A 13400-nucleotide genomic window follows, 5' to 3' on the forward strand; every position below is an offset into this window, starting at 1 on the left:
GGACGCGAGCCGTGGGAAACGCCTGCGGCGCTCACCTCAGGGCTCAAGTAGTCCGCGGATGTCGTCGGCCGTCAGCGCCTGCGAGAACAGCGCCTCGTCGTCCATGACCGCGGTGAACAGCCGCGCCTTGCGCTGCTGCAGGGCCAGTACCTTCTCTTCGATCGTCCCGGCCGCGATCAACCGGTACACGAACACGCGCCGGGTCTGTCCGATGCGGTGCGTGCGGTCGATCGCCTGTGCTTCGGCGGCGGGGTTCCACCACGGGTCCAGCAGGAAGACATAGTCGGCCTCGGTGAGAGTGAGCCCGAAGCCACCGGCTTTCAGGCTGATCAGGAATACGGGCGCGTCACCATCTCGAAAACCGTCGACCGCGGCTTCGCGGTCTCGGGTCGAACCGTCGAGATAGGCGTACGGGACGCCGGCGGCGCGCAGGCGCTCGGCGGCCAGTTCGAGGAAAGAGGTGAACTGGCTGAACACAAGGGCGCGGTGGCCCTCGGCGCGAAGTTCGGTGACGTGCTCGAGGAGCACGTCGAGCTTCGCGGATGCCACGGACGGCGCATCCGGCTCGATCAGGGTCGGAGACAGTGCGAGCATGCGCAGCATCGTCAGCGAGCGGAACACGATGAACCGGTTGCGGTCGAGGTCCTGCAGCAGGCCGAGCACCTTCTGACGCTCACGCTGCAGCACGGTGTCGTAGACGGCTCGGTGCGCGGGAGCCAGCTCGACGAGCACCTCTTGCACCTGTTTCTCGGGCAGGTCTGCGGCGACCAGATCCTTGGTGCGGCGCAGCATGAGGGGACGGATGCGATGGCGCAGGCGCTCCAGGCGTTTCTGCCGATACTGCGAGCCTTCCTCGTTCTCGGGCACCTTGCCCTGCTCGATCGGCTGCACGTACTCCTCGCGGAAGCGACGCTTCGAAGGGAAGAGCCCAGGCGCGGTGAGTGAGAACAACGCCCAGAGATCGATCAGGGTGTTCTCCAGCGGCGTGCCGGTGACGGCGATGGTGACATCGGCGTCGAGGGTTGCGAGTGCCCGGTGCACCTTGGTGGCAGGGTTCTTGGCGAACTGCGCCTCGTCGACGATCACGCCCGCCCAGCGCGTTCGTGCGTACTCGTCGGCGTCCAGACGCAGCAGGGCGTACGAGGTGACGACGATATCGGCGTGCTCGGCGATGTCGGCGATGCCCTGGCCGCGCCGCGATGCCGTGCCCTCGACCACCCGCACGCGCAGCCCGGGCGCGAACCGCGCCGCCTCACTGCGCCATGTTCCCAGCACCGAGGTCGGAGCCACGACGAGGAAGGGCCGGTTCTCGCCCTGTTCCGTCGCGTGGAGCACGAGCGAGAGCAACTGCAGCGTCTTTCCGAGCCCCATGTCGTCGGCGAGGATCCCACCGAGCCGGTGCCGCCACAGGAAGGCCAGCCAATCGAGACCCTGCTGCTGGTACGGCCGCAGCTGAGCGGTCAGGCCGTGCGGAGGTGGGGTCGTCGGCACGCTGTCCACGCCGCGCAGCCCCGCGGCGGTCTCGCGCCAGCTGACGGCGGGTTCGGCCTCATCCGCGAGGTCTTCGAAGTCCTCCCAGAGCGCGGTCTGATAGCGGCTGATCCGGGGGCCGGTCTCCCATTCGGTGAGCTCTGCGGCCTCATCGATCAGATCGCGCAGTCGCTGCAGCGCCGGGTGGGCGAGCGAGAAGTAGGACCCGTCGACGAGCAGCAGCTTGGTGCGACGCATGCTGAGTGCGGTGAACAGCGGCGCGAAGGGGATCGCCGTGCCGTCGATCGTCACGATGATGCCCATGTCGAACCAGTCGGGGTCGGTGGATTCGACGGTCGTGATGGCGATCTCGGGGGTGCCTGCCAGCTCGCGGTACGCCGTTCGACGGCCGGTCACGACGACCTTCACCGCGCTGTCCTCGAACAGTGGCAGCACCTGTGCCGCCCATTCCGCAGCCGCAACCTGCTCGAACTTCCCGGCGGCATCGAACTCGTCCGGCGTACCGCGGGTCCAGATGGCCTTGATCTCGCGGGTCAGGTCGGCTTCAGTATCCGCGTCCCGAAAACCGCCCCGTACCGTGGCGAACGGCACGGTGCCGTGCCCGGCGTACTCCCACTCGAAGCGGTACTCGATCCGGTGCCCACTGCGGAAGCGCACGCGCAGCACGGGTTCGGGGACGGCCGGTGCCGGCAGGCTCACACGATCGGACGCCCGCACCGGGGCCTGTCGCGCCAGCGAAGGGTAAACCTCTGCGAGGAACGCCGCACGGTCGCGACCCGGAACCGGGATCTCTCCGCCGGTCGTGAGCGCCGCGAGCACCGCAGGTTGCAGAGTCACCTGGGCGAGTGTCACCTCGACCGCCGCCCCGGTCACTTCCCAGCGATAGAGGCCGATCGCACCGATCGGGCGGAGTGACGCGGCCGGCACCTGCTCCCCCTCGAAGGTCACGTCGGCGGCGACCGTCAGTCCGTCGTCTTCCCGCGCATCGATCCGCAGCCCCGCAGACGCGGACTGCGCACGCCGGACGGTGGTGTGCTTCTGCGTGGCGACGATGGGGATGCCGAGACGGTCCAGTGCGTCGAGGTGCTGCCACAAAAGCGGCGCCTGCACCCGGTCGAGGGCGATCCAATCACCGGCGGTGCCCGAGAGCAGCGAGTCGCGGGCGAGGCTGAGAAAGTCCGCGAACCAACGCGCCTGCTCCGGCACGAAGCCGCTGGCTGCCCGACGCACGGACTCCCACGACGCGTCACCCTGGATCCAGTTGCCGGTGGAACGGCTGCGCATCAGCGGACGCACGACCAGCATGACCTCGCCCGGTTCGCGACTGAGCCCGCGCGGGGTCGCCGTCTGCAGTGCGGCCGCGCCCCAGCGGTCATGCGTGTGCCCGGCTCGCGTGCGCAACTCGATGCCCAGCGCGAGCGGCTCGGTCTGCGTCGAAGCCGACGGGTTCAGCAGCGCACGCCAGGCCGGCGGTGACGCCTGCGCGAACGCACCGAACTGCTCCCAGGAGGCTCGGGGTGGCGGGCTCACCGCAGGCGCCGTCGCAGGGGCGGGACCGGTGCCGTGCGTCTGCTGCTCCGTTCCTGCACCGACGAGGATCGCCGCCACCACGTGCTTGCAGGCGACCCGCATCGGGCAGGAACATCCCGTGGTCATGACGCGCCGGGCGTCGAAGCGCACCTGGCAGCGGTACGGTGACCGTTCGCTGCCGCGCACGTGGGCGGTGAGCGTCTGCGTGGCGGCATCCCAGCTGGTCTTGGAGACCTGCCCGCGCCGGGCGTAGTCGAGCCCACGCCGATAGCCGCCATCACCGGCAAGGGCGCGCAACGCGCGTTCCTCAAGCCGGGGTGACGTCATGACAGCATCCTGGCGCGGCCCACCGACATCGCCGGGCCGCGGGGTCAGATCGAGCGCGCGATTCGGGCGAGGACGCCGTGCACGAACGCGCCGGAGTCCTCGGTCGAGAGCTCCTTGGCGAGTTCGACGGCCTCATCGATCGCGACGGCGGTGGGGACCTCGTCGTTGTAGACGATCTCCCAGGTGCCGATGCGTAGCAGGGCGCGGTCGACGGCGGGCATCCGCTCGAGCTTCCAATCGCGACTGTGCGTCGTGATGTGCTCGTCGATCTCTTCGCGGTTGTCGATGATGCCGTCGACGATATCGCGGGCGTACAACCACGAGGCCTCGCGTGCGGGCTCGTTCGCCGCGCGCTTGGCGGCGGCGGCGAGCACGACCGAGACCTCCTCGCCACGAACGTCGGAGGAGAACAGGATATCGAGGGCGCGCTTGCGCGCCTTGGTACGGGCGCTCAACTCAGTCGTTGACGCGGCCGAGGTAGTCGCCCGAGCGGGTGTCGACCTTGACCTTGGTGCCGGTCTCGAGGAACAGCGGGACCTGGATCTCGTAGCCGGTCTCGAGAGTCGCGGGCTTGGTGCCGGCCGACGAGCGGTCGCCCTGCAGACCGGGCTCGGTGTAGGTGACCTCGAGCACGACCGAGGCGGGCAGCTCGATGTAAAGCGGGTTGCCATCGTGCAGGGCGATCTGCACCTGCTGGTTCTCGAGCATGTAGTTCTTGGCGTCGCCGACGATCGCGGCCGAGACGGTGAGCTGGTCGTAGTCCTCGACGTCCATGAACACGAAGCCGTCGCCGTCGGTGTACAGGTAGGTGAAGTCACGACGGTCGACGTTCTCGATGTCGATCTTCGTGCCGGCGTTGTAGGTCTTGTCGACCGACTTGCCCGTCACGACGTTCTTCAGCTTGGTGCGGACGAAGGCGCCGCCCTTGCCGGGCTTGACGTGCTGGAACTCCACGACGCTCCAGAGCTGTCCGTCGATCTTGATGACGACGCCGTTCTTGATGTCTGCAGTGGATGCCATGCGTGCGGGTCCGTTCGTGTAGAAGTCAGGTGGCCGGCGCGGTTGCGCGCAGAAAGTGGCCGAGCATCGATTCTAACGGATGCCCGCGACCGACGTTTCAGAGGCGACGGCGCACTACGGCAGTGCGGCGACGAGCTCACGCACCGCTTCGGCGTACCCGTCCACCCCTCGGCCGACGACCCGCACGGTGGCGACGTCATCGAGGTACGAGAAGTGGCGGAAGGACTCCCGGGCGTACACGTCCGAGATGTGCACTTCGGCGAAGGGCAGGTCGATGCCGGTGAGAGCATCGCGCAGGGCGACAGACGTGTGCGTGAGCCCTCCCGGGTTGATCACGACGCCCACGCAATCCTCGCGGGCGGCGTGGATCGCATCGATCAGCACGCCCTCGTGGTTGCTCTGCACGGCGCGCACCTCGTACCCGAGTCTCTCGGCGGCGCGGGCCGTCAGGTGTTCGACATCGGCGAGCGTCGCCGTGCCGTACACGTCGGGCTCGCGCGTGCCGAGCAGGTTGAGGTTCGGTCCGTTCACCAACAGCAGCCGACGCGCGGTGCTCATCCGGCGACCTCTTGATACGCCGCGAACATCAGTGACTCATCGGGCGCCTGCACGACGGTCGGCTTCGCGATGTCGTCGAGCAGGATGAACCGCAGCATCCCGCCGCGGGCCTTCTTGTCGCGTTGCATGGTCGCCAGCAGCTGCTGCCAGGCACCGGCACGGTACGTGGTGGGCAGCCCCAACGACTCGAGCACGGCACGGTGCCGATCAGCACCGGCATCCGACAGGCGCCCTGCCAGTCGCGAGAGCTCGGCGGCGTACATCATGCCGATCGAGATCGCGGCGCCGTGCCGCCACTGGTAGCGCTCGGAGTGCTCGATGGCGTGGCCGAGGGTGTGGCCGTAGTTGAGGATCTCGCGCAGGCCCGCTTCGCGGAAGTCGTCGGAGACCACCTTCGCCTTCATGTCGATCGCCAGTTCGATCGTGCGACGGAACTCATCGGTCGTCGTGTCGATCGCGCGTGCCGGGTCAGCCTCGATGATGTCGAGGATCTCGGGAGCCCAGATGAAGCCCGCCTTGACGACCTCGGCGTAACCGGCGGTCGCCTCGTTGGCGCTCAGGCTGTTCAGTTCGTCCAGGTCGCCGATCACAGCACTGGGAGCCCAGAACGCGCCGACGAGGTTCTTGCCCTCGGCGGTGTTCACACCGGTCTTCCCGCCGACCGAGGCATCGACGAGGCCGAGCACCGTCGTGGGGACGTGCACGACCTGCACGCCGCGCAACCACGTCGCAGCGACGAAGCCCGCCACGTCCGTGACGGCGCCGCCCCCGAAGCCGATCACGGCGTCTGTACGCGTGAAGTCGGCCTGACCCATGACCTGCCAGCAGAACGCCGCCACCTCGATGCGCTTGCCCTGTTCGGCGTCGGGGATCTCGGCCAGCAGCACCTCGCGCGCGCCGTCGGTGGTGTCGGCGAGCACACGGTCGCGCAGCTCGGCGGCGCGCACCGCGAGCGTCGGCGGGTGCACGATCAGCACCTTGCGCACGGTGGGCGCAAGTGCGGCGGGAACGGCGTCGAGGATGCCGCGTCCCACGGTGATGTCGTACGGGCTCTGGCCGGTGACGCTGATGGTGGTCGTGGTCATGGCTGCTCTGTCCTCCAGGCTGCGATCTCTTCTGCGATCATCCGCATCGGACGCCGCGATGTGTCGATAGTCAGGTCGGCGACCTCGTCGTACCAGCCGCGGCGCTGTTCGAAGATGGTCCGCCAGCGGGTGAGCGGGTCGTCTTCGCCGGACAGGAGCGGGCGGCTCGATCCGCCCAGTCGCTGCGCGACGGCGTCCTCTGTGACGGTGAGGAAGACGACCGGGTGCCGCGCGAGAAGTGCCCGGGTGTCGGAATCGGTCACCGCTCCCCCGCCGAGTGAGATCACCCCGCCCTCGGCGACCGCCTGGGCGACGGCCGAGCGTTCCAGGGCGCGGAAGTGCGCCTCGCCCTGCTCAGCGAAGATCTGCGGAATCGGCCCGTGCTCCGCGGCGACGCGTTTGTCGGTGTCGATGAACGGCACGTCGAGCAGCCGGGCCACCTTGCGGCCCACGCTGGTCTTGCCCGCGGCCATCGGACCGACCAGGACGAGCGTCAGCGGATGCTCAGGCGTGCTCATCATGCGCGAGCAGCGCCGCCTCCGAGGCGGGCGCCGTGCGCAGCGCCTCGGGGATCGCCGCGAGGTACGACTCGATGTTGCGACGCGTCTCGCCGACGCTGTCGCCGCCGAACTTCTCCAGCAACGAGTTCACCAGCTCGATGGCGACCATCGCCTCGGCGACGACACCGGCGGCGGGAACAGCGCACACATCGGAGCGCTGGTGATGCGCCGTGGCGCTCTCACCCGAGGTCACGTCGATGGTGCGCAGCGCGCGCGGTACCGTCGCGATCGGCTTCATGCCCGCGCGGATGCGCAGCACTGTACCGGTCGTCATTCCGCCCTCGGTTCCACCGGCGCGGTCGGATGCCCGGGTGATGCCATCCTCGGCAGTGAACAGTTCGTCGTGAGCGGCCGAGCCCCGACGGCGGGTCGTCTCGAAGCCGTCGCCGACCTCGACGCCCTTGATCGCCTGGATGCTCATCAGCGCCTGTGCAAGGCGGCCGTCCAGTCGACGGTCCCAGTGCACGTGCGATCCGACCCCAGGGGGAAGACCGTAGGCGAGCACCTCAACGATGCCGCCGAGGGTGTCGCCGTCCTTCTTCGCGGCATCGACCTCGGCCACCATGAGCGCCGAGGTGGCCGCATCGAAGCAGCGCAGCGGGTCGGCGTCCAGCGCATCGACGTCGTCGGGGGTGGGCAATGCCGCCCCGTCGGGCACCTGTACGGGGCCGATCGAGAGCGTGTGGCTGACCAGGCGGATGCCCAGCTCGGAGAGGAACGCCCGTGCGAGAGCCCCGAGCGCGACGCGTGCCGCGGTCTCTCGGGCACTCGCGCGCTCGAGGATGGGGCGTGCCTCGTCGAAGTCGTACTTCTGCATGCCGACGAGGTCGGCGTGCCCGGGGCGCGGGCGGGTCAGCGCCGCTCCCCTGCCCCGCGAACGGTCGGTGAGCTCGGTCGGTGCCGGGTTCATCACCTCGGTCCACTTCGGCCACTCGGTGTTGCCGATGCGCAGGGCGATGGGGCTGCCGAGCGTGCGACCGTGCACGACGCCGCTGGAGATCGTGAGTTCATCCTGCTCGAACTTCATGCGCGAACCGCGCCCATAGCCGAGCTTTCGGCGCTGCAGGTCGGCCTGGATCGCGTCGGCCGTGATGGTCACACCGGAGGGCAGACCCTCCATGATGGCGATGAGTTCGGGGCCGTGGGATTCGCCGGCCGTGAGCACGCGGAGCATTGCTCTAGTCTTCCATGGCGCGAGACCGCATGGCCGCCACTATGACGTCCTCATCCGGCAGAAGGTGCTCCTGCGACCCGTAACGGAAGATCCGGATCTGCCGCACCGCCTGGTAAAGCAGCATCTCGAAGCCCGAGATGACGTTCGCGCCGGGCCACTGGGCTGCCAGAGCCGACGGCCACGGCGCGTATGCGGCCTCGAACAGGGCGCCGCCAACGGCCGCGAGCGGAGTGACGACGTCCGTATCGAGCACGGTTCCGCTGGGCAGGGTGGCCACGGTCGCATCCACGTCGGATGCCGCATGCTCGAAGCCCTGGACGCTGAGCGCGATGCCCAGCGCGCTCGCGATCTCACGAAGCCGTCCGGCCGCTTCGGGGCGACGGGCGCGCACATCGACGCGTGTCGCACCGAGATCGTGGAGGGCGACGAGCGCGGATGCCGCCGTCGACCCTGCGCCGAGGATTCGTGCGCGATCGATACGTGTCACACCGGCGTGCGCGAAGGCATCGACGATGCCGCCGACGTCGGTGTTGAAGCCGCGCAGCGTCGAGCCGAGCAGCAGTGTGTTGACAGCGCCGGTCAGCGCCGCATGGCGGTCGTGCTCATCAGCACGCGCGTGTGCGACCTCCTTGAGGGGCATGGTCAGCGAGAGCCCGCGCCAGGAGTCGTCGAGTCCGCTCAGCGCATCGCCAAAGGACCGCTCATCCACTCGGCGACGGCCGTAGTGCCAGTCCAGCCCCAGCAAGCCGTATGCCGTCGAATGCAACGCCGGCGAACGGCTGTGGCCAATCGGGTCCCCCCACACGGCGAGTTCGGTGCGCGCAGGGGCGTCCGCCTCCGGCTCGGAAGGGTTCATCAGTAGCATCCGCCGTCGGGGTTCTCTTCGCACCACTTGCGGTACTGGGCCTCGGCCGCCTGCTGCTCGGCGTAGGTCGCCGAGAAGACGGTCTCACCCGTGTCGAGATTCACGGTGACGAAGTAGAACCACGGGCCATCGGCCGGATTGGCCGCCGCCTCGATCGCCGCGTGGCTGGGGTTCGCGATCGGCGATGCGGGCAGTCCCGGGTGCACGTAAGTGTTCCACGGGTTGTCGTCACCGACCACCGACTCCCATGGCCACGATGCGACCGGGCCGTCGTGGTTCAGTCCATAGCCGTACTGCGCCGTCGAGTCCATCTGCAGCAGTCCGTGGGTCTCGTCGTTGGCGGGGTCGAGACGGTTGGCGATCACGCGCGACACCTTGTCGAAGTCTGCGGTGTGACCTTCGCGCTGGATGATCGACGCGGTCGTCAGCACCTTCTGGGCGTCGTCAGCTGAGACTCCGACCTCGTCAAGGGACTGCTGCGTTCGGGCGACCATCGCCTCGATGACGCCCTTCGCGGTGACGTCGGGATCGAACGTGTAGACCGCCGGGAACAACCAACCCTCGAGCGTGTCGGCCGCCACGCCGTACGCACCGGGGTCGGCCACGGCCGCCTGCAGGTCCTCCAGCGGGATGCCGACGCCGTCGACGATCTGCGGCAGCGTCGACCGCACTGTGCCGCCCTCGGCGACTCGCACGGTGTTCTCCATGCGGTTCTCGGGGTTCTGCAGCGCCTCGAGCGCTGCAGCCGCGGTCATCTTCTGCTGCAGCGCGTAGACGCCGGGGTAGAAGGTCACGGCCTTGCCCTCGTCGATGAGGTAGTCGTAGAAGACGCTACTGGTCTTGGTGACGCCGGCCTCATAGAGGGCGATCGAAACCGGCTCGCCGGTGTCACCCTGCTTGATCGTCACCAGCGCCTCGCCGGTGGCGATACCCGCCTCGTAGTCCTTCGGCTCACCCCAGCCCATCATGTCGCTGATCCGGTCGCCGTACTGACCCCAGATGGCGAAGCCACCGGCGACGGCGCCGCCGAGGATCACGAGCATGATGATCAGACCGATCAGACACCCGCGCCCGCGACGCTTCTTCGGCACGTCACGGTGCTGTTCTGGCGCGAACAGCTCGTGCAGGTGGGGGGCGTCGGCTTCTTCGTCCGATTCTGTCGATGTCGGTGCGTCAGTGGTGGGGTCTGCGGGCACGGGATCCGCAGCATCGACACGCGGGGCATCGCTCTCCCAGAGCGGCAGGGGGTGCGTCGCCGCGGCGGTGTCGTCGCCCCGCTCCAATGCGACGTGGGATGACCGACGGCGCGGCACCTCAGCTGTTTGCGGAGCCGACTCGGATGCCGGCGACGGGGCGGGCTCGGGAGCGGTGCGCGACCCCGAAGCGGATACCCCTCGCCGGGTCGCCTCCTGGGCCGCAGCGTCCCGAGTAGCGGCGCCTCGGGCAGCGGCTTCACGCGCTGCCGCCTCGCGAGCGGCAGCCTCGCGGATCGCACGACGCGAACCTGGAGCGGGCGCATCGCGCTCCGAGTTCCCCGGCAAAGGCGACGATGCCGTCGGAAGATTGCCGAACAGATCGTTCGGAGCGCCATTGTTCCGTGCGTCCGGGTCAGACATCGTGCGATGACTCCTCGGGGGTCTCGACCAACACACCGGCGGGGCGACCGGTGCTCTTCTCGGTGTCGACCGCGTGCTGCAGCAGTACGACCGCGGCGACCTGATCGACAATGCTACGAGAGTTCTTCTGCGAACGACCGGAGGACCGCAGCGCGGTGTGCGCGCTGACCGTGCTCAATCGCTCGTCGACCATCCGTACCGGTCGACCGGTGCTGGTGAGCAACAGGGCAGCGAACTCACGGGCATCCGTCGTCGACGGCGTCTCCTCGCCCCGCATGTTGACGGGCAGGCCCACGACGATCTCGAGCGGCTCCCACTCGTCAGCAAGCTGAGCGATCCTCGCCACCGACGTCTCCGAGCGGGGCACGGTCTCAACAGGCACCGCGAGCATTCCGTCCGGGTCGCACCGCGACACGCCAACGCGGGCTCTGCCCACGTCGATACCGAGGCGCACCCCGCGACGGAAACCGCTCACGCGTCCGCCAGGGTCGCCACCACCGCGTCCAGCGCGGCTTCCAGTGCCGACGCGTCGGTGCCACCGCCCTGCGCAACGTCGTCCTTGCCGCCGCCGCCACCGCCCAGCGTTCCGGCTGCGATGCGCACGAGAGCGCCGGCCTTGGCACCTGCGGCGCGCGCCGCCTCATTCGTCGCGATGACCACGATCGGGCGACCACCGGCGACTCCGCCGAAAGCCACGACAGCAGCATCCGACCCCAGGCGCTCGCGCACGCTCAACGCGAGCGTGCGCACGTCGTCGGCCGAGCCGACCTCACCCAGCGACGCGGATGCGACCCGGTACGCACCCACGTTCCGCGCGGCCTCGGCCAGAGCCGGCACACGCCCCTCGCGTTCCTTCGCCTCGAACTGCGCGATGCGCTTCTCAGCAGCCTTGAGGTTCGCCTGCAGCTCCTCGATGCGCGCCGCGAGCTGGTCGCGGGGCGACTTCAGCGCCGCGGTCAGCTGCGACACGACGGTGCGCTCGGCGGCCAGCTCACGGAATGCGTCCTGGCCGACCAGTGCTTCGATTCGGCGGTTGGACGCACCGATCGAGGATTCACCGACGAGGCTCACCAGACCGATCTCGGAGCTGCTCGACACGTGCGTTCCAGCGCAGAGCTCGCGCGACCACGGGCCGCCGATGTCGACCATGCGCACGACGTCACCGTACTTCTCACCGAACAGTGCCATTGCGCCGGCTTCCTTGGCCTCATCCAGCGAGACGACACGGGTCGTGACCTCGAGTGCGTCGTCGACGGCGCGGCTCACGATCTCCTCGATCTCACTGCGCGTGTCGGTCGACAGCGGTTGCGACCACGCGAAGTCGAAACGCATGTAACCGGCACGGTTGAGCGACCCCGCCTGCGTGGCGGTCTTGCCGAGCGTGTCGCGCAGCGCCGCGTGCACCAGGTGGGTGGCCGAGTGCGCCTGACGCGCGGCACGACGGTTCGCACCATCGACCACGGTGGTGGCACGGTCGTCGATCGCGACAGACCCGGATGCCACATGCACGGTGTGGCTGATCAGGCCGGGCACCGGCCGCTGCACATCGAGCACGTCGAGCTCGAAACCGGTGCCGACGATCGTTCCCTTGTCAGCGACCTGGCCGCCGGACTCGGCGTAGAGCGTCGTCTCGGCGAGGATCACCTCGGCGACGTCGCCCTCGGACGCGCTGGTGACGGTCTGGCCGTCGACGATGATGCCGAGCACGCGCGAGTCCGCTTGCAGATCGGTATAGCCGAGGAAGCCGGTCTCGCCGAGCGCACGGAAGTCACGATAGATCGACAGGTCGGCCAGCTGGCTCTTGCGACCACGGGCGTCGGCCTTGGCGCGCTCGCGCTGCTGCTGCATCAGCGAGTCGAAGGCGCCGCGGTCGACCTGCAGGCCAGCCTCTTCAGCGACCTCGAGAGTGAGATCGATCGGGAAGCCGTAGGTGTCGTGCAGCAGGAACGCCTCGGACCCGCTCAGGGTGGAGCCGCCGGCCTTCTTGGTGTCGGTCAGTGCGAGATCGAGGATCGTCGAGCCCTGCGCCAGGGTACGGCGGAACGTCTCTTCCTCGGCGTACGCGGCGGACGACAGCGTCGCCCACTCGGTCTCCAGTACCGGGTAGGCCGACTTCATGGCGTCCCGCGACGCCGAGAACAGCTCGGGGAAGCTCGGAGCGTCGACACCCAGCAGACGCATCGCGCGCACGGTGCGGCGCATCAGCCTGCGCAGGATGTACCCACGGCCCTCGTTGGACGGGCGTACGCCGTCGGAGAGCAGCATCAGCGACGAACGCACGTGATCCGCGATCACGCGGAAGCGCACGTCATCCTCGTGGGCCGCACCGTAGCGGCGACCCGACAGTTCGACCGCGCGGTCGAGCACCGGACGCACCTGATCGGTCTCATACATGTTCTCGACGCCCTGCTTGAGGAAGGCGACGCGCTCAAGCCCCATGCCGGTGTCGATGTTCTTCTTGGGCAGCTCTCCGACGATGTCGAACTCGGTGCCGCTGCGCAGGTTCTGGATGAAGTCCTGCATGAACACGAGGTTCCAGATCTCCAGGAACCGAGAGTCATCGGCGGCGGGGCCGCCATCCTTGCCGTATGCGGGCCCGCGGTCGAAGAAGATCTCGGAGTCCGGACCGCCGGGGCCGGGCTGGCCGGTGTGCCAGTAGTTGTCGGCGCGCCCCAGGCGCTGGATACGTTCGGGCTTCAGTCCGATGACGTCGCGCCAGATGGACTCTGCCTCGTCGTCGGTCTCATAGACGGTGACCCAGAGATCCTTCTCATCGAACCCGAGCCCGCCATCGGACTCGGACGAGGTCAGCAGCTCCCATGCGTAGCGGATCGCGCCCTCTTTGAAGTAGTCGCCGAACGACCAGTTGCCCAGCATCTGGAAGAAGGTGCCGTGGCGGGCGGTCTTGCCCACCTCTTCGATGTCGTTGGTGCGGATGCACTTCTGCAGGTCGGCGATCCGCGGGTGCGGCGATGGCACAACCCCGGTGAGGTAGGGGATGAACGGCACCATACCGGCGACCGTGAACAGCAGCGTCGGGTCATCGCTGACCAATGACGCGGACGGGACGATGACGTGGTCGTTCTTCTCGAAGTAGTCGAGGTAGCGCTGCGCGATCTCCGCAGATTTCATGGCGTTGGTTGCTGTCCTTGCGTGCAGTGCCGCGGAGCGGCG

General features: G+C 68.6%; 11 protein-coding genes. All 11 read right to left on the reverse strand.

The genetic code is table 11. From position 1 onward, the window contains the following. Positions 1–36 precede the first annotated feature (36 nt). Positions 37–3348, reverse strand: coding sequence for a DEAD/DEAH box helicase (locus JF543_RS09300; RefSeq protein WP_206823843.1), 3312 nt, complete (start codon positions 3346–3348; stop codon positions 37–39). A gap of 44 nt (positions 3349–3392) precedes the next feature. Beyond that, positions 3393–3803 (reverse strand): transcription antitermination factor NusB, encoded by a 411-nt coding sequence (nusB, locus tag JF543_RS09305; protein ID WP_179410797.1) that lies wholly within the window; start codon positions 3801–3803, stop codon positions 3393–3395. A gap of 1 nt (position 3804) precedes the next feature. Continuing rightward, positions 3805–4368: an elongation factor P gene (gene efp, locus JF543_RS09310; RefSeq protein ID WP_179410796.1), complete on the reverse strand. Its 564-nt coding sequence runs from the start codon at positions 4366–4368 to the stop codon at positions 3805–3807. Positions 4369–4482: 114 nt separating this feature from the next. After that, a complete protein-coding gene (locus tag JF543_RS09315) occupies positions 4483–4926 on the reverse strand; it encodes a type II 3-dehydroquinate dehydratase (RefSeq protein ID WP_179410795.1) in 444 nt (147 codons plus the stop codon). Further along, on the reverse strand, positions 4923–6011 hold the full coding sequence (aroB, locus tag JF543_RS09320) for a 3-dehydroquinate synthase (protein ID WP_179410794.1): 1089 nt from the start codon (positions 6009–6011) through the stop codon (positions 4923–4925). The genes JF543_RS09315 and aroB overlap by 4 nt, the downstream gene beginning before the upstream one ends. After that, a complete protein-coding gene (locus JF543_RS09325; protein ID WP_347401130.1) occupies positions 6008–6532 on the reverse strand; it encodes a shikimate kinase in 525 nt (174 codons plus the stop codon). The genes aroB and JF543_RS09325 overlap by 4 nt, the downstream gene beginning before the upstream one ends. Next, the gene (gene aroC, locus JF543_RS09330; protein WP_179410793.1) at positions 6516–7745 is read right to left on the reverse strand and encodes a chorismate synthase; all 1230 of its coding nucleotides are present in this window, start codon (positions 7743–7745) and stop codon (positions 6516–6518) included. Before aroC ends, JF543_RS09325 begins: the two co-directional genes overlap by 17 nt. A 4-nt stretch (positions 7746–7749) precedes the next feature. Further along, the gene (locus tag JF543_RS09335) at positions 7750–8601 is read right to left on the reverse strand and encodes a shikimate dehydrogenase family protein (RefSeq protein WP_179410792.1); all 852 of its coding nucleotides are present in this window, start codon (positions 8599–8601) and stop codon (positions 7750–7752) included. Then, positions 8601–10226 (reverse strand): endolytic transglycosylase MltG, encoded by a 1626-nt coding sequence (mltG, locus tag JF543_RS09340; RefSeq protein WP_179410791.1) that lies wholly within the window; start codon positions 10224–10226, stop codon positions 8601–8603. The genes JF543_RS09335 and mltG overlap by 1 nt, the downstream gene beginning before the upstream one ends. Then, positions 10219–10701, reverse strand: coding sequence for a Holliday junction resolvase RuvX (ruvX, locus tag JF543_RS09345; RefSeq protein WP_179410790.1), 483 nt, complete (start codon positions 10699–10701; stop codon positions 10219–10221). The genes mltG and ruvX overlap by 8 nt, the downstream gene beginning before the upstream one ends. Beyond that, positions 10698–13358: an alanine--tRNA ligase gene (alaS, locus tag JF543_RS09350; RefSeq protein ID WP_179410789.1), complete on the reverse strand. Its 2661-nt coding sequence runs from the start codon at positions 13356–13358 to the stop codon at positions 10698–10700. The genes ruvX and alaS overlap by 4 nt, the downstream gene beginning before the upstream one ends. Positions 13359–13400 lie beyond the last annotated feature (42 nt).

The organism is Microbacterium esteraromaticum (assembly GCF_017303215.1).
Classification (GTDB): Bacteria; Actinomycetota; Actinomycetes; order Actinomycetales; family Microbacteriaceae; genus Microbacterium; species Microbacterium esteraromaticum_C.

Coding starts and splice junctions, on each gene's coding strand:
- JF543_RS09300 (WP_206823843.1), bottom strand. CDS start 3,348: ATGACGTCACCCCGGCTTGAGGAACGCGCGTTGCGCGCCCTTGCCGGT.
- efp (WP_179410796.1), bottom strand. CDS start 4,368: ATGGCATCCACTGCAGACATCAAGAACGGCGTCGTCATCAAGATCGAC.
- JF543_RS09315 (WP_179410795.1), bottom strand. CDS start 4,926: ATGAGCACCGCGCGTCGGCTGCTGTTGGTGAACGGACCGAACCTCAAC.
- aroB (WP_179410794.1), bottom strand. CDS start 6,011: ATGACCACGACCACCATCAGCGTCACCGGCCAGAGCCCGTACGACATC.
- JF543_RS09325 (WP_347401130.1), bottom strand. CDS start 6,532: ATGATGAGCACGCCTGAGCATCCGCTGACGCTCGTCCTGGTCGGTCCG.
- aroC (WP_179410793.1), bottom strand. CDS start 7,745: ATGCTCCGCGTGCTCACGGCCGGCGAATCCCACGGCCCCGAACTCATC.
- JF543_RS09335 (WP_179410792.1), bottom strand. CDS start 8,601: ATGAACCCTTCCGAGCCGGAGGCGGACGCCCCTGCGCGCACCGAACTC.
- mltG (WP_179410791.1), bottom strand. CDS start 10,226: ATGTCTGACCCGGACGCACGGAACAATGGCGCTCCGAACGATCTGTTC.
- alaS (WP_179410789.1), bottom strand. CDS start 13,358: ATGAAATCTGCGGAGATCGCGCAGCGCTACCTCGACTACTTCGAGAAG.